This window comes from Bacteroidota bacterium (assembly GCA_017303905.1).
Classification (GTDB): Bacteria; Bacteroidota; Bacteroidia; order B-17B0; family Aurantibacillaceae; genus JAHEYG01.
On sequence record JAFLBH010000003.1, the window covers coordinates 1 to 26,373 of the forward strand.

Below are 26,373 nucleotides of genomic sequence, written 5' to 3' on the forward strand. Positions count from 1 at the left end.
TTTCCACTGTTTCCACTGTTTCCACTGTTTCCACTGTTTCCACTGTTTCCACTGTTTCCACTGTTTCCACTGTTTCCACTGTTTCCACTGTTTCCACTGTTGTTATTGTTGTTATTGTTAGAAGGAGCGCATTCGCCTTTAGTATCGCCGTGAGCTTGATGCGCCGGCCATGCGCTTTCAGGAATCTCAATCGTTTGAGGATTGCCTGCGTTTCCGGGAGGAATGTGACAAATTGTTATTTTCTTTTCGGGAGTGTTTCCTCCTCCCGAATTATTATTGCCGCCACCTGTATTTCCGTTAGGGAATCCACCGCCCATACTTCCACTGGTATTACAAATACCATTGTAGTCGCCATGAGCCTGATGTGCCGGCCATGCACTTTCAGGAATTTCAATAGTTTGAGGATTAGCAGTATTTCCAGGAGGAATATGGCAAATTGTTATCTTCTTTTCTTCTGCAGGAGGTGAAACTCGCGGACAAACTCCCATTTCATCTCCGTGCGCCTGGTGTTGTGACCATTGACTTTGTTTAATTGTCAGTGTTTGCTTACCGTTATTTCCATCATTATGACAAATCACGATATCAGGATCAGGAGTTGTGTTATTCGTATTTCCTACTGCTTTCGGACAAGGACCTTTTGAATCACCATGGGACTGATGTTGTGCCCACTGACTTTCTTTAATAGTCATAGTAATTGGTTCTCCTGTTAACTCAATATGACATATCACAATATCCGGATCAAATACAGGTTCCGCGTTTACCACTTTAGGACATGTTCCCTGAACATCGCCATGCGCCTGGTGTTGTGCCCACTGACTTTGCTTAATTGTAATTGTTTGTTTTCCTCCATTACCATCGTTGTGGCAAATAACAATATCCGCATCTTCAACTTGACCCGGATCTTTTACCGGCTTGCAAGCACCTTCGTAGTCACCGTGTGCCTGATGTTGCGGCCATTCACTCACATTAATTGTTATGGTCTCGTACGAAATTCTACCTGTACGATGACAGATAACCATTGTTTGAGTTGTTTGTCCGATTACCTTTTGCTCGTGTTTTACAATGGCACTTGCCGTATTAGAACCATTCGGATTAGTCACTTTTACTTCAAATAGGTTATTACTATTCGGATTAAGTGTGGCATTATATTCGATAAAACCTGCATTGTAAATAAAATTGCTTACAATGGCGCCGTTAAATTTAACCTCCGCCTGTGATGCATTATCAATGAAATTGGTAGTTGCTTTAAACAGATAAGTTAATGCACTTGTAGTGTATGGTGATGGCTGAGGATTTGTTATAACAACTGAAGGGGGCGGAGACTTCTTAATAATCTCATAATTAATAATAACAGATTTCGCATCGGCAGAAACACTATTCTTAGCGCTTACAACAATGCTGTTATTGCCTTGCATAAGATTTACCGGAAAAGTAACATTTCCTGCATTATAGTTAAACGGAATTGAAGCTCCATTTAATGAAACGGTAACTTGAGCAGCTGAAGTTACACCGGTAACCACTGATACAACATTGTAGGAAGGCGAATTTACTTTGGTAGGTGAAGTGGCAGGGTTTGTTATGGTTACCTTAACAGGGCGTGTTGTTACACCCGTATTTGTACCAACAGCGATTGGTTGATTATAATTAATCACCATTAATTTATTGTCGCTACCAAATTTATTTACAGCATTAATCTCTAAAACATTACTTCCCTTTTGAAGTGGTAACATTACAGAGAATTGTCCGTTTAAGGTACTATAAGAATAATTACTTAATGGCGAGTTATTGAACTTAACTGTTACATCGTAATTGGATTTCACATTATAAATGGTGGCATTCACTTCTGTTTCTGCTACCGTTGTTAAATAAGGATTAGCGGCAGGTTTGGTGTAAACAATCTGCGGTGGTTGCCCTGCTAAACTTATGATGGTTGTTTTAGAATCTGTACCTGCCTTATTGGTTGCTTTTACTGTAACTGTATTATTACCCGGTACTAATAGCGCTTCAAAATTCACATCCTTACCCGAGAAACTGAAATTATTTACCGGTACACCGTTCACGGTTACAAACACCTGAGAAGAATTTGTTACATTGAATACGTTTGCCAACACGTTATACGACTCTAAACGTTGTTCACTGTAAGGAGAAACGGATGGATTTACAAAATTCACAATTGGAGGATTTACCTGTTGCGCATTCGTATTAGTAATAGTTTGTACCGTGTTTGTTGGCTGAGTGGTTAATGAATTAGTTGGAGGCGGAACATAATTATTATTTGTAGTTGAAGTAGTTTTGGTTTTACCTTTTCCTAATGTAAATAACAAGTTCAATCCGGTATAGTGATAGTAATCGTTACTTCCGACAATGAAATAATTGTTTTTACCTACAATTCCATCCATAAAGTCGGCATTCGCCCCCATTGGCCAGGTTATTTTGTATTCATAAACAATGGCAAATCCTCTCGAGATTTGATAACCTAATCCAATTCCTGCCGATGGAGCAAACGTAATTAAATCACCACGCTTACTTCCGTTCGCATACGACTCATATGATTTATCCAATAAGTTTTTATGACTTGAAAGAATTGATGATGAACCGCCCGTAGAATCAACTAAAGCATAATTATACATTAAACCATCATTCGTTAAATTTGTTTTAGCTCTAAATCCTGCAATCCCTACTCCTCCCCATAGATTTAAGATGACGCGTGTTTTCTCGCGCAAGCGATTAAAACTTATTTGCAACTCGAGAGCACCTTCACTTACTTGTGTTAAATAATTATTATATACATAAGGCACTTTTAAACTTGTATCGGCGTAATTAATATTAGGGTCATACGTTCCGTTTAATGAAGGATTGTTTGATACATTATAATTTCTTTTTGAATCCAATCCATATGTATTCCCAAAAAGACCACGTCCGCGTATTGCCAGACTAAAAAAGTTCTCGGGTTTTTCGAAAAGTCCTTTTTCAAGAGTAAAACCTCCTGCTACACCGGCTGTACTTCTTACGTCGGATGTTTGCCACATCCCGCCTATATTTAATCCAAATCGCCAGGAATTATATTTATAGCTTATAGATTGAGAAAACAATTCAGCTACAGCTAAAACAAAAATGATTGTAAATATTTTTTTCATAGTACTAAGTTTTAAATAAAAAACACAGAAAGAATCTGTGCTTTTCATACCAATTATTTTGCCAAAGTCTTTTTAATATGTTAAAAGACGTTAAGCTATAATTTTGGCGCCTCAACAATTTTAAACTCGGTTCGTCTGTTCTTTGCGTGTTCTTCATCCGAACATTCTACATTATTAGAACAATTATTCAGCAGTCTTGTTTCGCCGTAACCCACCGCCTTTAATCTTTTTTTATCAACGCCCTTTGCAATCATATAATCAACAGCTGTTTTAGCGCGTTTTTGAGATAATGCCAAATTAAATTGATCACTACTGCGAGAATCGGTATGAGAGCTTAATTCAACCATTAAGTTCGGATTTGATAACATTACAGCAATTACCTTATCCAATACTTTTTGTCCGGCTGCATCGTATTTATGGTCACCGAAAGCATATAGAATGTTTTCTACAATGGTAATTGAATTAATACTATCCTGTTTGGCTTTGTTCTTCATTTCTAAAACCTGTAACCATGGATCATCAACTGTATATTCTCCCATAGCCACTTTATCAACCGACAATACTTTAAACTCAAACTTTCCTTTTAAGGTTTTTATGAGCTCTTTATAAATTCTTCCTTTGTTATCTGCGATGTATAACTTCTTAATATTTGCCAAACGAGAATCAGATTCATCCACATCGAATAAATAATCTAAGTTTGCCTTGAGATTTTTAAACTCGAACTTACCGTTTCCATCAGTAGTAATTGTTTGGTTCAATTCATTATTGGTGTTATACAATTTGAGTTTTGCATTACCAAACGGTTTTTTATCCTGATCGTAAACATAACCATAAAGCTGCATAATTAAATCAGCATCGCTTACATCCAGATCGGTTAACATCACTTTTTCACTTGCTAACACATTAAACTTAAACTTACCCTGACCGGTAAAGAAGCTTTTAATTTCCTTTCCGCTTTTATTTGTTAAGGTAATTTTAGTATTAGAAGGGAATTCCAAATCCGACTCTACTAAACTGATGATATAATTCTGGTCGGAAGGAAGGCTTCTAAAAGCAAAGGCACCGAATTCGTTTGTAGTTGTCGTCTCTATAACATCGCCCGATTTATTTGTTATGCTGATTTTTGCATTCTTAATTGGCTTACTTGGATTTTCACCAAACAATAAGTTACCGGCAAGTGTTAAATCACCATCCGCATACAAATCAGGCAATCCATTCGGATCTAAAGGTAAATTTTTAAAGGCGTATTTATTTCCGTTTACATTATTAGTTACACGTGAAATAACACCATTTGAGTTTGCCATGTAAAAACGTGCCTTATCTTTGAACATAGGATCATCAGAATCAACTGCCGCTAAATATTTCTTATCTGAATCTAAATTCTTGAATTCAAAATAACCCTTTTGATCGGTACGTGTTGAATCCATTTTTTTCTCATCCTGACCCAACAAATACACTTTCACATTTTTAGCAGGATCGTTGATGTTTTCAGTTAATAAAATGGTTCCGTTGACACTAATGTATTTATTTGTGTATTTAAACCAATAAATATCATCTTTACCCTTACCACCTTCACGGTTAGAAGTAAAGTATCCGGTTGAATCATTCAAGAAACATATCGAAAAATCATCAGCCTGACTATTTAATAACATACTTTCATTACGGCTCACAATCCATTTACCTTCCTTTTCCTTCGCTGAGAAAACATCCAATCCTCCAAATCCGGCTAAGCCATTCGAAGAGAAAAACAAGGTTCCGTCTTTACGCATGTAAGGGAACATTTCGTCGCCACTTGTATTAATATCAAATCCTAAATTCACGGGCTTATCCCATCCATCACCATTCTTTTTACAATACCACAAATCTTTCCCACCTTGTCCTCCCGGCATATCAGAAGTAAAAAACAAATAATTACCATCCGCACTTAAACATGGATGCGCTACAGAATAAGCATCGCTATTGTATTGAAATGGTTTGATCTTTGACCAATTAGTGCCTTTTCCGTTTGCAAAATAAATCTTTGCTCGGTTCACAAAGTCCTTGTCTTTCTTTTTTGTAATATATTCAACTCGTGTGAACAAAAGTGTTTTTCCGTCTGCACTAAAATTAACCGGACCATCATGATAGTTCGTATTAATTTTACTACTGAATGATTTTTGGCCTTTTGATTTATCTACATCCACTTTAGATATAAACACATTCATATAAGGTTGTCCGTTTGCTTCATCTATAGGATATTCAATAAAATCAGCTTGCTTTTCACCCACAAAAACAATTTTATTATCAAGTATAGCAGGACTAAACTCTGAACGAGGTGTATTGATGCCTTCCACATTTTTTATTTCGTACTCAATAGCTTTAGTTTGCCAATATTTAATTTGCTGACATGAACGAATAGCATTTTTTGCTTTAGAATCATTTGGTTTTTCCTCTAGATAAGCATAAAACTGATTCAGGGCTTCGTTATAATTATTATTTGTCTTCAGAACATACCCATAATGATAATGAACATCAGCAGGTAAGTTACCTTTAAGATCCACCGCCTGCTTATAGCTGCTTTCTGCCTTTTTAAATTCATTTAATAGACGGTAGCAATCACCCAGCTTAACTAAGGCATCTTGCTTATCCGGTCCATTCTTTTGAGATGCTTTTACATACAACGGAATTGCTTTCGCATACAATCCTTTGGAATAATACGCATCCGCTTTACCCTTTTGCGCCATTATAACTCCCGTTGCTAATACCAGTGTAACTATTACTAAGAACTTCCTACTCATATAATCTCTGTTTCTATTTTTAAAATTGTAATATTATTTTTTTATAAAGTACGTGGTGACACCATTTTTGATTTATACTTTCCAAAATCAAAACCTAACATGATTTCGTGTGCACTACCTAAAACTCTTTGTTTTCCTAAGCCAGCGTCAAACGCATAACCTATACGTAATTGTTTGGTAGCGTACACCTGAAACAAGGCTCCAAAACCATAACCCTGACGAATAAAACCACCTAACCAAACACGCTTGGCTACAAAGAAATTCAGATTTAAATCTGCTGAAGTTCTTCCTCTCACCGTCTTTACCATTAATGAAGGCGCGAACAAAAAGTTTTCATTGATTACAAAAGAATATCCCATTGTTAAGAACATATGAGGACGCAATACATAACTTACCGAATAATCATTGGTAACACCATTGGTATCTAAAGCCTGGAAATTCCCTTTATAAATTTGCCCGTTATTTAAGTGAGTGGCACTTAAGCCAACAAAGAATTTATTGGTGCGCAGGTATAATCCGGCGTCCACATCTAATGAACCTCTATTGGCATTATTTAAATCCGTATATGCTGTTTCATCGGCATCCTTATACTTTACTTCATTAAAATTGAATTTATACATAGCATACCCGGCGCGTGCTCCAAAAGCTAACTTTGTAGTATTTCCGATCTTTAAGATATAAGAAATGTTACCATAAAATGCGCTAACTGTTTTCGCTCCGATTTTATCGCTTACAATATTTAAGCCTACACCTAGCTTATTATTCATAATCGGACTATGCACACTGAAAGCTGCTGTGGTTGGCGCGCCGTCGATTCCTGCCCATTGTTTTCTTACATCTGCAACAATTGCAATAGCATCGCGAGCTCCTGTGTAACCCGGATTAATTACCAATTGATTAAACTGATACAAACTGTATTGAGGGTCTTGCTGCGCAAAGGTTTTTACAGTTGCAATAATTAATATTAAAATCAAGTTCTTCTTCATATTCACTTCTTATTTCAATGTTAGTTCTATATATCCTTTTAATGGTTCATTACCGTTTTTTAAATCAATTAAATAATAATATGTGCCGGCAGGAGCATTCACTCCGTTGTTATACATATTACCATTCCATTTTCTGTTTACATTATCGTAATTTTCAGCTTCAAATATCACCTGACCCCAACGATTGAAAATGCGCACCATGTTATTTGGGTACTGATCAATGTTCTTAATAAAGAAAACATCGTTTTTCCCATCACCATTTGGTGTTAAGCCATTAAACACTGTAATTTCACATAATGGATCAACCTCCACATTAATTGCTTGTACAAATTTGCATCCATACGAATCAATCGCATCTACCATAAAAGTTTCTGCAGTAACCGGACTTACTACAATTGAGCTATCATTGCTACCGTTACTCCAGGTATAAGTGATAGCACCGGTTGCCGATAAGGTTACTGATTGTCCGTTACAGATAGTAGTAGAGGAAGCTACAGCATTAAAGTTACTTGGCCAAACGTTTACGGTGATAAAATCAACTGCATCACATCCCGCTACTAATGATCCGGTGACAGTAAACACCGTATTAGCACTGACGTAAATTCCTACCGAAGCACCTGTATAGCCACCCGGCTCCCACGTATAAGTTCCGGCACCGCTTGCATTAAGCGTTACCATATCATCTTTACAAACTGTATTACTAGAACTAGTAACCGATAATGTAGGAGTGTTAACGACCGTTACATTCACTAAATCGAAATTACCACAACCTATGGCATCAATTCCGTAAACAGTGTATGTTATTGTTGAAGCAGGAGAAACTGTTTGCGCTGCTCCTATTAAATTCCCAGGCAACCATAAATAATTAACTCCACCGGAAGCGTTTAAACCTATGCTTTGTCCACTACATATTGTTGTTCCGGTAAGATTTGCAGAGATGGTTGGTGCAGGATTCACATTAATCGTAATGACTTCATCATCCTTACATCCTGTTGTTGATTCACCATTTATTGTATAGGTAGTTGCAATTAGCGGGTTTACTGAAAAAGAACTTCCGGTTTGAGCACCGGGCTGCAAAGTATAGGTTGCGGCTCCTGATGCTGTCAGAACAGCAATAGTACCTTGACATATAGTTGGAGTATTAGAACTAATAGCCACTGTTGGTGCACCGATAACGTTTAGCGACATAGTTGTACTTGTTTTACAACCGTTAGCATCTGTACCATAAACCGTATATGAATTTGCCGGCGGATTTACAACAGGAGAAGCACCATTATAATTCCCGGGCTGCCACGTATAAGTTACGGCGCCGCTTGCATTAAGAGTTACAGGTGCATTTGAACAAACTAAACCGGCAACGGCTGTAGTTGTTAAGGGTGTTGGGTTGTAACCTGCAACGTTAATTGTATCGGATTTAATGTAACAAGATACAGTTCCAAAATTAATTGAATAGGTTACAGAAACCGAGCCTGAAGTAGTGATCCAATTAGTCACGGTAGTGTCGCCTGTTGACCAATTATATGTTACAGTGGAAGTATTATTTGTTGTGGCAGTGAGTTGCACTGAATCAGGTGAACAGAAAAAAGGATTTAATGGAGAAATACTTAACGAATACGATTTATTACTGATGTAAATTAATTGAGAATCTCCACCATCCACTTCTCCCGGATTAAAAATAAAATCTTTATACCCGTTTCCATTAAAATCATAAATATGTGTGAATTGAGGGCCAACTGAATAGGGTAATGTATTAGTTATTGTATCAAAGTAAGGGACAGAATTACTCTTTCCTACATATAAAGCAATTCCGCCCCAATTAATTCTACCAATTAATTCGTTCTTCCCATCATTATTTAAATCATCTATTTCGAAGTATTCACAAGAAGCGCCTAATGGCAAATTGTAATTAAGGGCGGCGGAGCTATATGAAAATGGCGTTGTAGTTGCGTAGTGGAAACGAATACTTTGTTGTCCTGCCGCGTTTTCAAATAAACACAAAATATCAGGTTTAGCATCCGCGTTCATATCCTTAACATAAACACGCTTTACATAATTGCCGGAAATTCCTGTAACAGGCATTTTTATTTCCGTAAGAGCAAAACTACCAACGCTGCTATTATTTCTTAAAACAGAAACCGTATCATTTCCCGAAAAATCATGAAAAGAAACAACAAAATCCTTTTTTGAATCTCCGTTTAAATCGGCCATTGCATATTCAAAATGCCCACCAAAATCTTTTATACTCTTTGTGTTGAAACCTGTATAAACAGGATTAGTTGTATTAAAAACAAAACCTCCGTTGTTTGGTACAAACTTAATTTTATATCCTATAGCTCCAATTGCCGCATTTTGATCATAGGCCATTTCAATTAAATCAACTTGTCCGTTTCCATCAAAATCACCAGCTTCGAGATGAACTGAAGGAGAAGTATATTGCGGACCCGCGGGGACTTTGCAAACAAATGTAGCTACATTGGTAAAACTAATTGTACCAATAGTGCTGATGTTTTTATAAATTGAAATTGTAAAACTTGTATCTATAATGGCATAATCCGGTTTTGAATCGCCATCAAAATCACCTACAGCAAAATCAACTCCATTAAATGAATTTGGTGACGGAATTGAATTTGAATATGACAAGGTAAAGGTTGGGAAAATCCCTCCCGTATTTCTGTATGCCTCCACATCATTATTAGAGAAATGTAAAGCCATGAAATCCATTTTACCATCACCATCAAAATCACTAATTACAGATTTTGACCAAAAACCGGCTGTTGAAGATGGGTATTCTTCAGTACTAAAACAAAATCCTCCTGAATTGAATACACTTTGCCCATTAAGCGTAATTATAGCTATTAAAACAAATATTATACTATAAATATATTTCATCAATTATTTATTTAATAATTCAATCCAGCCTTTAATAGGCTTGGAACCATTACCTAAATCAATTACGTAAAAATAAGTTCCTGAAGCAACGACTTGACCGTTGGCTACCCCACTCCACTTTCTATCTGCGTTATTATACCCATCCATCTCAAAAATAATTTGTCCCCATCTTGTATAAATTCGAACTGAATTCTTCGGATACTGATCTATATTCCCAATAAAGAAAAAGTCGTTTTTATTATCACCATTTGGTGTTACACCATTAAAAATTTCCAACAAACATGGCTCTGTACTGTCGTTGATAGTAATATTATTAACTTCAACGGTATCTGATTTTGTTCCAAAAGTCGCTATAACGGTCACCGAATATACCCCAGCGTTTAGATTACTTACACTCTGACAATCGTTAGTTGAACAAAGCGTAGATGGCGTCCAGAAATACTGATAACTTGGAGTTACTGCAGTACTAATACCCGAAACCGTAGGTGTTAGAACAATGGCTCCATCTGTTTTACCCACGCAACTCACATGATTGATTGCGGTAGTAACACTCAAACCAAAATTGCCTAATACATCGGGTTGTAAAAAACCTTGCGTTATCGTATTAGAAGAACTATTTATGGTATTGATAACAGTTTCACCAATATTATAATAAATGGTAGTAGTTCCGGCAGTACCTTCTCCTCCTGCCGAATTGATGACCTTATTACTTATTGTTGGTTGTGCGAGAGAAATAAAACTCCAGCCCAAACAAACTAGCATTATTGAAAATACTTTTTTCTTCATTATCATTAATTTATTCAATTACTATATAATTAAATTCAAATGGCGTAGCTGTATTAACCGGCACACCTGAATTAGATTGATTTCTTACATGAATCACAAAACCCGCGTTACCGGCCATGATGGTTGTAAAATAAGTAAGACCCATAATGTCGTTTTTTGGACTCACCACTACTGTTGGAGGATTTGCATAAGGGCGATTGAAAAGAACAGTCATGGAGAGCTCATCCGATGAAGATGAATACATTTGAAACACTAAAGAAAACGTATTAACAGCTCTTAAACTTCCTTTAATATCATTGTTATTTCCTCCGGTTAATGTTGCCGTAAAAGGGAATGATGTTAAGTTTGTGCCGGATGTACTTACTGAAACTGTTGGAGTTGGTCCCGCAGCTTTTAGATGTCCGTCAAAAACAATACTGGCTTGTGATGGTCCACTTACAATTAAATCATTCGTTGCTCCGGGTCCTCCCTTGATAAAACCCAAACCTGTAGCAACACCATCACTGCCGGGATAAAATTCGCCTGTTTTCTTAAAAGTAAAATAATGATTTGTTACAAGTGAAGGGTCGCTTATGCGGAAGTATTCTTGTACACCGAGTTTTATATATCCCAATCCAACACCACTCCCCGTTCCTTCTCCTAAAAACATTCCGGCAGGACCGGTACCTGAACCTGATAAATTAACCAGTTTCAAAATCGGACGTGAGCCCGCAGTTAAAACTGAATCGTATACAACAAGCTTAGACAAAGAAGAAGCTGACGGTGGTACTTTTCCTAAATGCAATGAGCCAATATTCCCTTCATGATTCAAGACTAATTTTCCGCCAACACGGTAAGATAAGTTATTGTTAGAATTATCAAAACTCATAAAGGCATGGCTCCAATTTGTGCTCTCTCCAAACACTAAACCAACACGGCCGAAATTGCTCGACGTAGATAGATTTATATAAGCGTCGCCGCTTGTATTATGAATATGAACTTTTTCATTAGCAGAAATACCGCTTGGCAAACCAATGTTTAATAAATCAGAATTTGTGTTAAACTGCACATTTTGACTTCCTGAAATTAAATTGCGTACCCAAGGACCAGCGCCACCAGCTCCCCAATATGCTTTTCCTCCTACACCGCGAACCAAAACATCACCAACCGAACCTGCAATATCATATTGCAAGGAGTCGCGAATAATTACTTTTCCTTTCTCAAAAATAGCGGCGTATGAATTATAAGTATTGGTACCGACAGCTGTAGCGTATAAACCTACAGAGATTCCTGATGCAGTTGAGCTAGAAGATCCTATTGCAACTAAACCTACCGCATCACCCGACGGAGAAGTACCCTGACTTAGCACACCAAGCGCTGTTCCCGAATTATTTCCATTGTATCCAACAAAATGTCCTCCCATAATCGGGTTAATTGTAATGGAACCTGAATTAGCCGAGTTTCCTGATGCTATACCTCTAACGGCCGCCGCATTGCCGTTACTGTTTGCTTTATAAGCTAAAATGGCGGAGCTATCTGCCCCGCTATAACTTACTACTTTTAATTTATTATTTGTGATAAACGGATCTCCAATGGTCACCTTATTACCGTTATTTGATAAATTATTATCTACCTCCCACTTATTTCCTAATTGATTCCAATACATAGTTTGACCGGTTGTTGTACCGGTAGGCATCGCTGAACCTCCTCCGGCTTTTGCGGCATACAAAGCATATGGTACTGATAATAATTGTGAAACACCAACAACAGAATAAGATGTTCCTCCCGCAGGATCAACACTCACTTCAATATAATAAGGGCCATTCGCCCAATCCACTGTTGACATAGAACCACTCACAGGAGTTCCGGCGCCAATGGCAACAGTAAATATACCCGACGAACTTGAAGTTGCGGTATTGGTTTCCTCATAAGATACACTGCCTGTTGGTGTACCTTGAATGATTTTAAATTTAAGACCAATATTTGCAGAAGCAATGATAGTACCACTTGCATCACGCGCTATAGCTTGATAATTAATTAAGTTTGGAGATTGGGAAAACATTCCCAAACTAATTGCACATAATATTAATATGATAAACTTTCTCATAGTTATTTTGTTTCTATCACTATATAATTAAAACTGTGTACTGTACTAGCGCCTGGCGCAGTATTATAAGTGATGGTAAATCCGGTGGTAGTAGAAGTTACGTGAAAATTTGCTTGAGAGGCAGAAGCTGATGTTGGAGTTAAAATAACAATTGGTGCAACCGTATAAGGTTTATTAAAAACCACTCCGGCGTATGTTGCAGCGGTAAATGGACCGGTTCCAAAGTTTATTGTGAGTCTTCCGGCAACATCTGTAGATGTGGAAAGAAGTGTTGCTGTTCCGCCAACTAAAGAAGTAATAACAGTTGTTGTTGGTACAGTACCAATAGAAGCTACGTGACCTGCTTCTAACAATAACGCTAAGGCTGAAGTAGCGCCAGGTCCGGAAGCTGCATGCACCGCTGCACCTTGTCCATTTGTAGATGAAAACAAAGCATCTGCTGTATTGGTAGCTACTTGATTCTCTATACGAGCTACTATACCACTTCCTGCGCTGGCATCCTTTCTTGCTAAAAACGCAATACCGGTATGGGTGTTAAAACTATGCGCAAACATTCCAATTGAATTTCCGGCAGTCGCATCGGCTTGTACACCAATGTTAGTTGTTCCTGTTCCCAATGTTAAGCCATAAACGCCGGCCGTTCCTGTAAATGTAGTGGCGGTACTAATTCCTGAAACCCCATTTCCTCCTCCGGAATGAGTGGCATAAACCGCGGCAGATGAATTACTAGGATTACTTGCAGAAGCGAATATTCCATGAGAGGAGCCAACAGCAGTAGCATTATAATTATTGATGGCCCCAATAGCAGCATTGGAATTTGTTTCAACAACATGCAATTTATAAGAAAGTGTTGTAGTTCCTAAACCAATTCGTTCACTTACAAAATCACCATAAATTAAATTAGTTGTTGGTGTGTTTGCAATGATAAATTTATTAGAACCCGTTTCATTTTGACCTGCTTTGTACCCTAAAAAAAGATTACCAGAACCATTATTAAATTGTCCGGCGGCAAAACCAACAGCGGTATTATTTATTCCATTTACATTAGTAGAAAAAGTTGCATTACCGATTCCAACATTAGCTGTACCTGAGGTAGAACCTATTAATGCCTCAGCTCCGATTCCAATATTAAAGCCGGCATTATTATTTTTTAAAGCATTGTATCCGAAAGCATTTTGGAAAAGACCTCCTCCATTAGAGGATAAAGCAGAATAACCATAAGCAGCGTTATACGAGCCTGTTGTTGCCCCCAACATGGCTAGCGAACCAACAGCAGTGTTGGCGAATCCGGTAGAAAGATTTCGCATTGTCCAATTTCCCATAGCAGTGTTATCGCTACTGTTATTATTTTGTAAGGCATAGGCGCCCAAGGCCGAATTATAATTACCGGATGTGTTAGCCAATAAACTATTATAGCCAAATGCCGCATTTTCGAATCCGGCTGTATTATTTCTTAAAGCATTAAATCCATAAGCCGCGCCTGCAGTACCGGTTGTGTTGGCCATTAAAGCTTGATATCCTACAGCAGTTGAACCCAAATCCGTATTGGATAATCCTGCCTTGTAGCCTAAATGCGTTCTTCCAATTGTATCTACACGTCCTGCCTTTACATTATTTACTCTCAAATTGAGTGGCTGATTATCCGTTGTTCCCACAAAGTTGGTACCATCAGTAGTTCCTGCATTCCCTAATATTGACCAGCCGCTAACGCCTGATGCAGGAGTGCTGATAGTATAAGATGGAAATACCCCACTAACGGTTGTCGAGCCTACCCCAACTAAACTAGGCGTTTGAACAGCCACATTAAATGTGTTTGTTCCGGCTGCTGTTACAGTTGCGATTCCTGTACCTGTAACACTTGTATTCGGAACGGATGTAGATGCCGATCCTGTGCTAGAAATTGTATAGGAAGGATAGGAGCCGGAAACTGCAATGTTCGATCCTGAAGTGATGCTTACAGTTTGATTAGGTGCGGAGTTACTTAATGTACCCGATGTAAGTGATAAACCGTTTCCGATACTTAAGTTTAAGTTCCCCGCCTTCTCTGCATACAAAGCATAAGGAACCGAAAGCAATTGGGTAGTTCCCACAACAGAATAACTGGTTCCGCCCGCAGGATCTATGCTTACCTCTAAAAAATATGGACCGTTTTGCCAAAGTATTCCGGAAAACGCACCACTTACAACCGATCCGGCACCAATCCCAACATTAAAAACTCCGGCTGTTGAAGGAGCCGTTGTATGCGTTTCTTCATATACTAAAGTTCCACTTGTGCTTCCTTGAAGAATTCGGAATTTAATCCCGATTGAATTGGTGACAATATTTCCGCCAGCATCACGAGCAATGGCTTGGTAGTTTATCACCTGCGGTGCTTGAGCAAAAACACCAAGTGATAAAAAAACAATTAGTAATAGTAAAACTCTTTTCATTCTATCTTAATAAATAGCCGGTGAAATAATCCATTTTATTCGTTTGCGGATACGCGTTGGAAATTGTTCCAGCTGTGGCAGTTGATCCCATTACGCGCAAAATAATAATATCGTTCTTTGTAAGAGTATAGGCGGTGCCGGTTTTCAAAACTGTATTCATTGTGCTTGCATTATCAGGATTTGATTGCATAGTTCGTGATAAAATGGTTGCGGTTGTTGAATTATAAATTTCAAGGGCAACATAATTATTACCTGTGGCAGATGAGTTAATGGCCACCATTAATGAAGCCTCTAAAAAATAGACACCTGTTTCAGGAACTGTAAACCGCATGCCGCTGGTTAAGAAAGAAATTCCACCTGTTGGTGCATAATTAAAAACTGCACCACTTGAATAACCACCTGCTGTATTACCGATATTGGATTGGACTACGGTTGAAATGGCAATTGGTGTTGCAGGAGCAAACTCACCTCTAAAACTTATGCCTGCCGACCACTTCGCATTTCCGATATTATCACGCGATACAAGAACGGCTCCTGTAGTTGGAGTACCTGAACCGCTAATCTGAATACTATCAGTGATTGTCTTACCTGTGACATCAAGAGGTGCAGATGGCGCAATATTCCCAATACCTACAGCTCCTGTTGGAGAAATGAATACACGTGTACTATTACTGGTTCTGAAATTTAAAGGTTGTGCATCGGTAGTTCCAATAAAATTTACAGAACCATTGGTTGCGGTATTTCCATTGGTATTCCATGCAGTGCTAGTGCCGGTTGAACTAATTCCCATTGAAAATGCGGGATAAGAACCTGAAACAGTAACACCATTCGTACCTGTGAATGAAGGTGCGGGTACATTGATATTCATATTGTTCCCTACAGTTGGGGTAACCACAGCAATACCTGAGCCTGTTATTGTTTGAGCCGGCGGTGCAGGTAAGGTAACGGAATTACCACCTGATATGCCAAGAATGTTCCCTCCTAAGGATAATGTTTGTGCCGGAACCGTTACATTAAAATTTGAACCGGTTGTTGGTGTAACTGTTGCCAGACCTCCGCCGGTTATTGTTGTAATGGGTGCAGTTGGTAATGTCACTGCATTTCCACCTGAAATACTCAAAACACCGGCAGATAAGCTTAATGTTTGCGGTGCAACTGCAATGTTAAAAGTATTCGTACCCGTTGTTGTTACGGTTGCGTTCCCGGTAGTTGTTATGCTCGTATTGGGAGTTGCAACGAATGTACCACTACTTGGAATTAAGACACCATTACCACCACTTATACTTAAACTGTTTCCGGTAATTGCTAAGGAAGGCGTTGAATTAACTGTAAAGTTTGGATAGGCTCCATTAACACTCACATTCGTTCCCGGTGCAAGAGTAACAGTTTGGTCGGGGGCGGAATTAGTAATACTTCCTGAAGAAATTGAAATACCGTTTCCTGCCAAATAATTTGTTGCATTACCGGCTTTTTCGGCATACAATGCGTAAGGAACAGAAACCAATTGAGTCGTTCCGATTGTAGAATAACTTGTACCTCCTGCAGGATCGATATTTACTTCTAAGTAATAAGGTGAGTTTTGCCAATTAATGGTCGAGAAATTTCCGCTAACAACCGTACCGGCCCCAATACCTACATTAAATATTCCGGCCGATGACGGAGTTGAAGTATGCGTTTCTTCATACACCAAAGTGCCACTGGTGCTTCCTTGAAGAATTCGGAATTTAATCCCAATAGAATTGGTGACAATATTTCCACCGGCATCCCGCGCGATGGCTTGATAATTTATGACTTGTGGAGTTTGTGAAAATGACAAACTCACAAATAATAAAAATAATATGGATAATTTAAATTTCATAAAACTAATCTGCATAAACTAAATGTCCGCTAAAAGAAGACTTATCGTGATAGATACTGCAACCACCTCCTGTACCTGTGCTTACTTCAATAAAAACATATTCTCCCGGATTAAGATGAACACTTGCATGCAGGTTGCCGGAATACCAGTTAGCCGCAATACTATTGAAAGATCCGTTATGCTCAATAATAGTAGCACCTGAACTATGCTTTAGTTTAATTGTAAAAAATGGAGAAGTCCCCCCTGCAAATACCAAATTTGCATTAAACTGATATACACCACCTATCGGAGCTGTGAAACGACCTGTCGCAGCTGTATATGCACCACCTTGATTAAAAGCAAAAGTAGATGCACCTGAGTTAAGTAAAAGTGTAAGCGTAGTATTATTTGCCAAAGCCGTGCTTGTACCACTAGTTGGGTGTGCTCCGGCAAAAAAAGCAATTTGATTAGTTTTCCAAGTTGCATTACCGACAGCGTCAGAGGTTAACACTTTGCCGGCACCTTGAGAGCCATCTTGTAACTGCAAAGCATAATTTAAATCCGCACCGGTCGCTAAAACTTTTATTCCCACGTTGGGCTGACCCGTTGTTGGTGCCCAAGAACCGGTTGAATTAACTTGTAATCCTATTTTAGTACTTCCTGAACCTCCTGCCTTTGTAACAAGATTATTTACAATAACTGCACTATTACCAATACTTCTTTGTCCGGTTGAATTAAAAATGGCAGCGCCGGCATCAATAGCACCCGCATTATTACTTGTAACTAATAAGGAAGAACCATTCATTGAAGCGTCTGTAATTTCCAATTTACCGTTTGGTGTATTAGTGCCGGTTCCAATACCAACGCTACCACCAGAGCTAATCCGCATTCTGTCGATTCCTGAAGTATAAAATGCCATTGGAGCCACATTGGGTTGTTCAATTCTCATTTCGGTGGTTCCTCTTCCTCCTGCTTTTAATAATGAAATGCCTGGTGATGGTGTTGCAATCAACCAACCTTCATCGGCCGATAAATTACCGGCAGCAATTCTTAAATAACCAATTAAATCCAACTTCTGTTGTGGGGACGTTGTTCCAATACCAACATTTCCTGTTGTGTTTTTGATAGTCACAGCATCTAAAGAGTTTCCACTTGCAAAAGGTGCATTAGATGGGGCACCTGAGCTAAATACGGCGAATTTCAAATCACTACTTGATTCATAAATTCCGGTATAACCTGAATTAATACCCCCTACGGCTCCTAAAAATATACGGCTTCCTCCTAAACGCAAACTACCATTCACATCTAATTCAGAAACCGTAGTTGTATAACCTATGGCTGTTCTTCCGCTTTGGTCAAAGAATAAACGATTCTGAATATTGTTACTGGTAAATGACATATTATTAGTTCCTGTATGGTAACTAATTCCTCCTAAAAAATGATTTACATTTGAACCAAGGTTCAAAGTTGCACGATTAGAACCGGTGGCTACGATTGAAATATCTGCATTCGCTCCACTTTGTACCTGTAATATTTCTGTTGGAGAAGTTGTTCCTATTCCAACATAATCAGAAGTATTTGAGAGTGTAGTCGCAGTAGCGGTTAGTCTGCTCCAAAGTCCGGTTCCACCAATTGTTGTGGTGTTAGACCCTACAGTTAAAACATTATTGGTGAACGTAACATTTGGACTAATATTTAGTGAATTAACTCCCGGTGCGGGAGAATAACTTAAAATTCCGGTCGCAGGTGTGAAGCTCATTCCAACAGGAGCAACGTTAATCGTATGATTATTTGCCGCTGTTGTAACGGTTGCAGTTCCTTGTCCGATAAAATTAGGTGCAGGTGTTACAGTTGGTAAAGGAGCTGCTATTGTAAAGTTCGGGTAGGTTCCGGTAACAGTTGTTGAACCTGCACCTGTAATGGATACTGTTTGATTAGGTGCTGTGTTAATGATAGAACCCGAAGCAATTGAAATTCCAGCACCGGCCGAATAAGTCGTACTAGTTGACGTAATGGTGAAATTAGGCCAAGTGCCCATTACCATAGTTGCTCCTTGTCCGGTTATTACCGGTGATTGCACGTTTACAGTAAAACTGCTTCCTGCCCCTGCGGGTGAAACGTTTGCGATGCCGGTTCCTATCATACTCACTGTATTACTACCGGAGCCGGAAAGTGTAGCTGTTGATGAAGTTCCTCCCTGAGTAATTGTTAATTCACTTGTACCGGTGTTATAATTCAATTTTGGCGAATCAACATTAACTGTATAACTAGGATAGGTTCCACTAACGGTTGTTATACCTGCGGCATTTAAGGTAACCGTTTGATCAGGTGCCGAGTTTGTAATACTACCTGATGAAATAGATATTCCGTTTCCTGCTGAATAATTGGTGGCATTTCCGGCTTTCTCGGCAAATAAAGCATATGGAACAGAGACTAGCTGTGCTGAACCAACAGTTGAGTAGGATGTTCCTCCGGTCGGGTCGATACTAACTTGCAAAAAATACGGGCCGCTTCCCCATGCAATAGTTGAAAAATTACCTACAACAGGAACACCTAATCCGATTCCAACATTAAAAACACCGGCACTACTTGGTGTTGCTGTATTAGTTTCCTCATAAACTAAAGTTCCTCCAACACTACCCTGATAGATCTGAAATTTAATTCCAATAGATGTTGTAACAATATTACCACCCGCGTCACGCGCGATGGCCTGATAATTTATAGACTGCGGTGCTTGTGACTTTACAAAAAATGAAATGAAAACGAAGGTTAAAAGTATATGATATCTCATTCTTTAAAAATTTATTAAAGATACTAAATAAACGCATAAAGACAAAAGGCTCAGTATGTTGAAAAACAATCAATTACAACTTTAACAAATAAAAATAGCGACCAAATTGGTCGCTATTTTAAGGGCATTTATAGGGCAAAAAACAGGATTTATTCTGCGTCCAAAACCGATTTAATATTGGGTTTAAAATACAAATTGCTTTTTAAAATTTTACCGTCTTCTCTAAAGATGGGCTGACCCTTTTCATCCAACTTACTCATATTACTTCTATGAATTTCGTCATACACTTCTTCGATTTTATGCTGGAGTCCATGTTTTAAAATGGTGCCAAACAAAATATATAATTGATCGCCCAAGGCGTCGGCTATCTCGTGTATATCTCCATTTTTACAAGCCTCCAAATATTCTTCGTTTTCTTCCTTAATAAGATTATAACGCAAAGTGTAATCACGTTCACTGATTAAAGTAATGCTCTTAGCATTTCCTATTTGGAAAACATCGTGGAACTCTTCCACTGACTTAATTTTTTCGTATAATTTCGACATGATAATTATTTACCTGATTTCTTATTTTTATATTCCGTATTAAGCGCATCTAATACTTGAGCGGTAATCTCTAACTTAGGATTGGCCAATAAAATTGTAGGTACTGTATTCGTATATGCCATGATATAATCGTACTTCCCATCATTAAAACGAATTAAAAAATCTTTAACCTGCTGTTGTAATTCCTCATTTTTTTCTTGCATCTCAATCGCCAATTTATCCATTTGAATTTGCTTATTTTCGAGTTCTCTTTGCTGTCTCTCTAGGTCGCGTTTTTTATTTTCCAATTCGGCCGGAGGCATAATTCCTGACTGCGCGGATTGCTGCGCCGATTCATAATCCTGTTGGAATTTAATACTCAAACTTTCCAATTGCGATTCTAAAGCCAGACGTTTATTTTTTAAAACTTTTACGTAATCGCTTATAAAAAGATAGTTCTCATTCAGCGTATCAATATTTACAAAAGCGATTCTGGCTTCAGGCAATTTTTCTGATGAAGCATCCATCACAACCGGCTTTTTTACAGTTTCTACATTTCCCTTCGGCTTTACATCACCGGAAACTTTTGCTTTTAAATCTTGTACCTGATAAAACAGCACACCAATACACAATGCTAATACGGCTATCACCGCGTATAAAATATTTTTCATAAGAATAAATTAAAGGACAAATATACCAAGCTACGGTTGGCCTGCAAAGATTTTTTGCTTCTCGATATAAACAAGTTTTACATCCTCGGCAGAGGTTGATGTGAGCTTTTGCAAATGGTATGTTACTTTATCAAAGATGCGGCGCTCAGGATACATGGGTGCATTTAACTCCTCTAAACACCATCTTTTAGGATATAATATATATATATCACTTTCTCTTTTCACATAATGCTTTATGTATAAAGGTAAATTTTCATAAGCTTTATTACTCAAAATAATTTTGCCATCGTGATTGTTGCCTGAATAAAGCGAAAAAGATAAATAGGTTTCCCACTTGTTAAATAAATTGAATGCCGGCATTATCCAAAACAATACAAGCACCAAATAAAATACCGGCAACTTAAATAAATGTGAAATGGCAAAATACCGCTCGGTTGTTTTACCCGAAAAGAGCAATATCACTAAAAGAATCATGAAAATATTCCAGGGCCATACCACCGAATTATAATTATTACCAAGCGGACCCATTAAAATAACGATTGCCAAATGCAAACAAATTGTCATTGGTATTGCGATATAACGTATAGGTTTAATGAGTAACATAAGTCCTAAAGCAATTTCGTAAAATGGAATAACATACCCTGTTTTATTTAACGAAATCATTTGACGCTCACTAAAAACAGCTTGTAAAGGTTTGATAAACCAAGGATAAGTTTCTTGAATAAAAGCAGGATTTAATTTCTGAAGTCCACTATAAACATATACAGCCGCTAAACATATTTGAAGGATTATAAAAAAAGAATAGTAATTGTTTACATTATCTATTCGCCAGTTATAAAAAAACAAAACTAGAAGCATTATACTGTAAATGTAGAACCAAGGTTGTAAGCGATTTTGATCCAGTAAAATCCAAACTATATGCAATACTAATACTAAAAATATATACAGCCTTGTTTGCGGCGCAATAAGCAACAACAACAAAAGAACAATTTCGAGACCAAATAAAATGTAATCATAAGGAGGGGCTACATAAAAATCCTGAATTAAAGAACAAGTTGGAAACCATCTTTGTCCGGCCCATAAATTATGAGAAAATAAAATGGAAAATAATAACCCCAAAGCAAGAACAGACTTAATTAGCTTTAATCGCGTGAATATTTTTAACTGCAATCCTTCCAATCTATTTTAACCGGCCAAATGTGTAAAAGTATTTCTTGAAATACGGTTCATTTAAATCACTTATCATCACTCCTTTCTTTGTAGAGGCATGTATAAACTTATTATTTTTCAAATAGACTCCTACGTGAGTAACATGCTTACTTTCAATTTTAAAGAATACCATGTCACCCTCCTCCACTTTCGAGGAACTCAACTTATCACACATCTTCATCATTTCATCGGCTGTACGGGGTAAATTTTTCTTAAATACTTTCTGATATAGATTAATGGTTAAACACGAGCAATCGGTTCCTTTTATATCACAGCCTCCGTACTTATAAGGGGTGCCATACCAGGCCGCAATGAATTTATACAAATCTTCATTCTTAATTTCCGACTCCTTTACACCAAGCAAATCGGCTACATTCTTCATTTTTGAGGACGAAACATTCGTTTCCGTTTTTGGTTTTTCACCAGATGTACTTTTTGTTTTGCTTTTAGAATGACAAGCAATTAGCCAACTTCCTACGGCAATTAACAGAACTATTTTAAAATACTTAATCACATTTTGAAGTTATTTCATTATTAAGCGTCGCTAACCTCGAAGGATTGTTTATTTTATACATTGTATTGTTAACAAATGGGAGATTTCCCGCAATAAATTTGGCTTTTCCATCTGAACAAAAAGTAAATAAATTCTTATATTTAAGGCTTGTATATTAACAATGGCAACCATCCTCGAATCACCCACTGTGAAAACAAAAATTACCACAGATATTTTATTTAAGGCTTATAAGCTTATGTGCACTGCCAAAAGCTTAAGTGAATTATACGAAGCCAATAAAGAAATAACCGCAAAATATGTTCATGCGACTTCACGCGGACATGAAGCTGTGCAAATTGCATTAGGCTTACAGTTGTTACCGCAGGATTTCCTGAGCGCCTATTACCGCGATGACAGTATTTTACTCGCCATAGGTATGGAGCCTTATGAACTAATGCTCCAACTATTAGCCAAGCGTGACGATCCGTTTTCGGGAGGAAGAACGTATTACTCCCACCCGAGTTTACGTCGCGATAACATGCCGAAAATTCCGCATCAATCCAGCGCTACCGGTATGCAGGCTATTCCAACAACAGGAATAGCGATGGGCTTACAGTATCTCGAGAAAAACAAAATGGCTAAAGATTACAAAGGACAAAATCCATTGGCGGTTTGTTCATTAGGCGATGCTTCCTGTACAGAAGGAGAAATTGCCGAAGCATTCCAAATGGCGGTACTGAAAAAATTACCGATTTTGTATTTTGTTCAGGATAATGAATGGGATATCTCAGCTAATGCAAAGGAGATTCGTGCGCAGGATATTACAGAATATGCTAAAGGTTTTAAAGGATTAGAAACACGTACCATTGATGGTACAGACTTTTCACAATCGTTCAATACGGTAAAAGAATGTTTAGACATCATCCGTAAGGAACGCCGACCAATGCTTATACACGCTAAAGTTCCATTATTAAATCACCACACATCCGGTGTGCGTAAAGAATGGTACCGCGATGATTTGGAAGAAGCAGCAAAACGTGATCCGCTTCCTCGTTTAAGAAATCAATTGTTGGTGGCCGGTGTTGACGAACAAGATTTAAGAAAAATAGAAACAGAAGCCCGATTACTTGTTGAGGCTGATTATCATAAAGCTTTAGCGGCCGAAGATCCGCAACCGGAAGATTTATTATTGCACGAATTTGCTCCTACACCAATTACAGAAGAAAAAGGACAACGCGAACCTGTGGGTAAGGAGAAGACCGTTATGGTCGACAGCGCTTTATTCGCCATCCGTGAATTAATGGCTAAGCATCCGGAATGTTTATTGTACGGACAAGATGTTGGCGCTCGACTTGGCGGTGTTTTTCGTGAGGCAGCTACTTTAGCGCAGCAATTTGGAGATCACCGTGTATTTAACACACCAATACAAGAAGCGTTTATCGTAGGCTCTACTGTTGGTATGAGCGCTGTAGGTTTAAAGCCAATTGTAGAGGTGCAATTTGCAGATTATATTTGGCCAGGCTTAAATCAATTATTTACGGAAGTTGCCCGCTCTTGTTATTTAACCAATGGAAAATGGCCGGTGAGCATGATACTTCGTGTTCCAATTGGCGCTTACGGCAGCGGTGGACCGTATCATTCAAGTTCTGTTGAAAGTGTATTGGCGAATATTCGCGGTATAAAAATTGCGTATCCAAGTACAGGTGCCGACTTAAAAGGATTATTAAAATCCGCATATTACGATCCAAACCCTGTGGTTATGCTAGAACATAAAGGTTTGTATTGGAGTAAAATTAAAGGTACGGAAGACGCTAAAACCATTGAACCGGATGAAGATTATGTGATTCCATTTGGAAAAGGTCGTTATGTTCAACAATCGGATAACGATTTAGCTGAAAGTGGTAAGGCGATAACCGTTATAACTTATGGAATGGGTGTTTACTGGGCGAAGAATGCAGCAAAAAATTTCAAAGGTCAAGTTGAAATTGTTGATTTGAGAACCATCTTCCCGGTTGATGAAGAAATGATTTTTGAAAGTGTTCGTAAAAACGGACGCTGCATAGTTTTAACCGAAGAGCCTGTGTTTAATGGCTTCGCGCAAAGTATTGCAGCTCGTATCAGCGAAAATTGTTTTGAATATTTAGATGCTCCCGTTAAAGTGATCGGTTCTGAAAACCTTCCTGCCATTCCGCTTAATTCAACTTTGGAACGAACCATGTTGCCAAACGCTGACAAAGTAGAGTCGGCCATTGTGCAATTATTAGCATACTAAATGAAAGAATGGTTAAAACATATTGTGGTAATAGCTTTACTAGTGCCACTTTTGTTTTTTAACATAAAAAACACACACGATTGGGGAGACGATTTTGCTCAATATCTTTTAGAGGCAAAGAATATAAAAGAGGGAAGACCAATCTCCTATACCAATTTTGTTGAGAATCCAAATTATGTTCTTGGTCCAAATTTTTATCCTCCCGGATTCCCTATTATTATTGCATTAACATCATTTGATGTTCAAAATCTTAATCTGTTAATGTCATTTTTTTTATTGTGCATTGCTTACTTTTCATTTCTTTTATTCAATAAATGGTTTCATTTTCCGACAGCATTAGTACTGTCAATGATTATAGCCTATAATCCGTTATGTTTAGGATTTAAGAATGATATTTTGAGCGACTTTCCGTTCGTAGCCTTTGTACTATTGTTTTTTGTACTTTATCTGTCGGAAAATAAAAAAATTTGGTTTTTGTTATTGACGGGCTTTGTTCTAGCCTTTGCGATTGAAATCCGATTAGTTGGTTGGGTATTATTCATAGCCCTAATTTCCGAAACGATTTATAAAACAGGCATTAACTATTATCGTAAAAAAAAATACGATTTAAAACATATTAAACCTGATTTATGGATTGCCGGTTCAGCTATTTTTTTTTACGGGGCCTTTTACCTCTTATTTCCTCATAAGGTTATCTATTATCCCAACCCTGTTAAACAAAGCTTGTTTGAAATCATTTCTGTCAATGCCAATTACAATTATTCTGTATTAAAATATTTTTTCTCCTGCTATGATGAAGGGTTTCTTAATTATGTAGTTTCCTATGGGATAGTGTTTTCAGCTTTAATTGGGATTTTAATTTTTATATTTAAACCTAATCCTCTTAAACCAACCATTTTACTATTCTTTTTTGGTGTTTATCTGATTTCAATTTTACTTCATGATTACAGCAACTATGGATTTAGAATGCTATTACCTGTAATACCACTTATTTTGTTTTTTGCGACATACGCATTGTTCGTTATGCTTGTTATTGTACCATATAAGCACTACATAGTTTCTAGTTTGGGGATCTTGGTCTTGTTTTGTTATAAACAACCATCACTACAAGTTCTTTCTTCCGGCAACACCGTTCTACCAGGACCATATAGTTACGAAGCTGCTGCAACATTTTTATATATCAATGAGAACATTCCAAAAGACGCAAGCATCATGTTTAGTAAACCTCGCGCGCTTACTTATTTTACAGGACGCAAAACTTACGTAAATGTTGAAATGACAGCTAAGAATGTTATGGATAAAGAGATAGAAAAATTCAAACCGGATTATTTTTTGGTAAATCTTGAAGCGACTGACGACAGTTCAAAATCCTATTTTTCACGTCAAACACCAACACTTGATGTGGTATTTAGTAATAATAAATTTATCCTCATTAAATTAAATAACAAATAACTATTTAATATTAAAAAACAGTAAATTCACCCAT

The 26,373-nt window shown here is 37.7% G+C and carries 15 protein-coding genes; 2 read left to right on the forward strand and 13 right to left on the reverse strand.

What is annotated here, in order from left to right; genetic code table 11:
* The 13 genes from J0L69_10830 to J0L69_10890 all read right to left on the reverse strand — a co-directional run.
* Positions 1-3,137, reverse strand: a 3,137-nt coding sequence (locus J0L69_10830) for a hypothetical protein (GenBank protein ID MBN8693682.1), incomplete at its 3' end; no start/stop codon positions are given.
* A 95-nt stretch (positions 3,138-3,232) separates the two neighbouring features.
* Positions 3,233-5,914, reverse strand: coding sequence for an OmpA family protein (locus J0L69_10835; protein MBN8693683.1), 2,682 nt, complete (start codon positions 5,912-5,914; stop codon positions 3,233-3,235).
* A 41-nt stretch (positions 5,915-5,955) separates the two neighbouring features.
* Entirely contained in the window at positions 5,956-6,900 is a 945-nt protein-coding gene (locus J0L69_10840) for a type IX secretion system membrane protein PorP/SprF (protein MBN8693684.1), read from the reverse strand.
* Positions 6,901-6,909: 9 nt separating this feature from the next.
* On the reverse strand, positions 6,910-9,789 hold the full coding sequence (locus J0L69_10845; protein ID MBN8693685.1) for a gliding motility-associated C-terminal domain-containing protein: 2,880 nt from the start codon (positions 9,787-9,789) through the stop codon (positions 6,910-6,912).
* Between the two features lie 3 nt (positions 9,790-9,792).
* The gene (locus J0L69_10850; protein MBN8693686.1) at positions 9,793-10,575 is read right to left on the reverse strand and encodes a gliding motility-associated C-terminal domain-containing protein; all 783 of its coding nucleotides are present in this window, start codon (positions 10,573-10,575) and stop codon (positions 9,793-9,795) included.
* A gap of 10 nt (positions 10,576-10,585) precedes the next feature.
* On the reverse strand, positions 10,586-12,661 hold the full coding sequence (locus tag J0L69_10855; protein MBN8693687.1) for a hypothetical protein: 2,076 nt from the start codon (positions 12,659-12,661) through the stop codon (positions 10,586-10,588).
* Positions 12,662-12,663: 2 nt separating this feature from the next.
* Positions 12,664-15,090 carry a hypothetical protein gene (locus J0L69_10860; protein MBN8693688.1) on the reverse strand — a complete coding sequence of 809 codons (2,427 nt, stop codon included), beginning with the start codon at positions 15,088-15,090 and terminating at the stop codon, positions 12,664-12,666.
* A 1-nt stretch (position 15,091) separates the two neighbouring features.
* Complete coding sequence (locus tag J0L69_10865) at positions 15,092-16,948, reverse strand: hypothetical protein (protein ID MBN8693689.1); 1,857 nt, start codon at positions 16,946-16,948, stop codon at positions 15,092-15,094.
* A 4-nt stretch (positions 16,949-16,952) separates the two neighbouring features.
* On the reverse strand, positions 16,953-19,718 hold the full coding sequence (locus J0L69_10870) for a hypothetical protein (protein MBN8693690.1): 2,766 nt from the start codon (positions 19,716-19,718) through the stop codon (positions 16,953-16,955).
* A 149-nt stretch (positions 19,719-19,867) separates the two neighbouring features.
* Positions 19,868-20,263 carry a nucleoside triphosphate pyrophosphohydrolase family protein gene (locus J0L69_10875; GenBank protein MBN8693691.1) on the reverse strand — a complete coding sequence of 132 codons (396 nt, stop codon included), beginning with the start codon at positions 20,261-20,263 and terminating at the stop codon, positions 19,868-19,870.
* A 5-nt stretch (positions 20,264-20,268) separates the two neighbouring features.
* Positions 20,269-20,913 (reverse strand): OmpH family outer membrane protein, encoded by a 645-nt coding sequence (locus J0L69_10880; GenBank protein MBN8693692.1) that lies wholly within the window; start codon positions 20,911-20,913, stop codon positions 20,269-20,271.
* 30 nt (positions 20,914-20,943) lie between these two features.
* On the reverse strand, positions 20,944-22,032 hold the full coding sequence (locus tag J0L69_10885; protein ID MBN8693693.1) for a hypothetical protein: 1,089 nt from the start codon (positions 22,030-22,032) through the stop codon (positions 20,944-20,946).
* 61 nt (positions 22,033-22,093) lie between these two features.
* The gene (locus J0L69_10890) at positions 22,094-22,636 is read right to left on the reverse strand and encodes a C40 family peptidase (GenBank protein ID MBN8693694.1); all 543 of its coding nucleotides are present in this window, start codon (positions 22,634-22,636) and stop codon (positions 22,094-22,096) included.
* 160 nt (positions 22,637-22,796) lie between these two features.
* Here J0L69_10890 and J0L69_10895 point away from each other — a divergent pair, with 160 nt between their 5' ends.
* The gene (locus J0L69_10895) at positions 22,797-24,887 is read left to right on the forward strand and encodes a tungsten formylmethanofuran dehydrogenase (GenBank protein ID MBN8693695.1); all 2,091 of its coding nucleotides are present in this window, start codon (positions 22,797-22,799) and stop codon (positions 24,885-24,887) included.
* Positions 24,888-26,339, forward strand: coding sequence for a hypothetical protein (locus J0L69_10900; GenBank protein ID MBN8693696.1), 1,452 nt, complete (start codon positions 24,888-24,890; stop codon positions 26,337-26,339).
* Positions 26,340-26,373 lie beyond the last annotated feature (34 nt).

Bases quoted from the DNA above. Each gene is read 5' to 3' on its own strand.
- J0L69_10835 (MBN8693683.1), bottom strand. From the start codon at position 5,914: ATGAGTAGGAAGTTCTTAGTAATAGTTACACTGGTATTAGCAACGGGA.
- J0L69_10840 (MBN8693684.1), bottom strand. From the start codon at position 6,900: ATGAAGAAGAACTTGATTTTAATATTAATTATTGCAACTGTAAAAACC.
- J0L69_10845 (MBN8693685.1), bottom strand. From the start codon at position 9,789: ATGAAATATATTTATAGTATAATATTTGTTTTAATAGCTATAATTACG.
- J0L69_10850 (MBN8693686.1), bottom strand. From the start codon at position 10,575: ATGAAGAAAAAAGTATTTTCAATAATGCTAGTTTGTTTGGGCTGGAGT.
- J0L69_10855 (MBN8693687.1), bottom strand. From the start codon at position 12,661: ATGAGAAAGTTTATCATATTAATATTATGTGCAATTAGTTTGGGAATG.
- J0L69_10860 (MBN8693688.1), bottom strand. From the start codon at position 15,090: ATGAAAAGAGTTTTACTATTACTAATTGTTTTTTTATCACTTGGTGTT.
- J0L69_10865 (MBN8693689.1), bottom strand. From the start codon at position 16,948: ATGAAATTTAAATTATCCATATTATTTTTATTATTTGTGAGTTTGTCA.
- J0L69_10870 (MBN8693690.1), bottom strand. From the start codon at position 19,718: ATGAGATATCATATACTTTTAACCTTCGTTTTCATTTCATTTTTTGTA.
- J0L69_10875 (MBN8693691.1), bottom strand. From the start codon at position 20,263: ATGTCGAAATTATACGAAAAAATTAAGTCAGTGGAAGAGTTCCACGAT.
- J0L69_10880 (MBN8693692.1), bottom strand. From the start codon at position 20,913: ATGAAAAATATTTTATACGCGGTGATAGCCGTATTAGCATTGTGTATT.
- J0L69_10895 (MBN8693695.1), top strand. From the start codon at position 22,797: ATGGCAACCATCCTCGAATCACCCACTGTGAAAACAAAAATTACCACA.
- J0L69_10900 (MBN8693696.1), top strand. From the start codon at position 24,888: ATGAAAGAATGGTTAAAACATATTGTGGTAATAGCTTTACTAGTGCCA.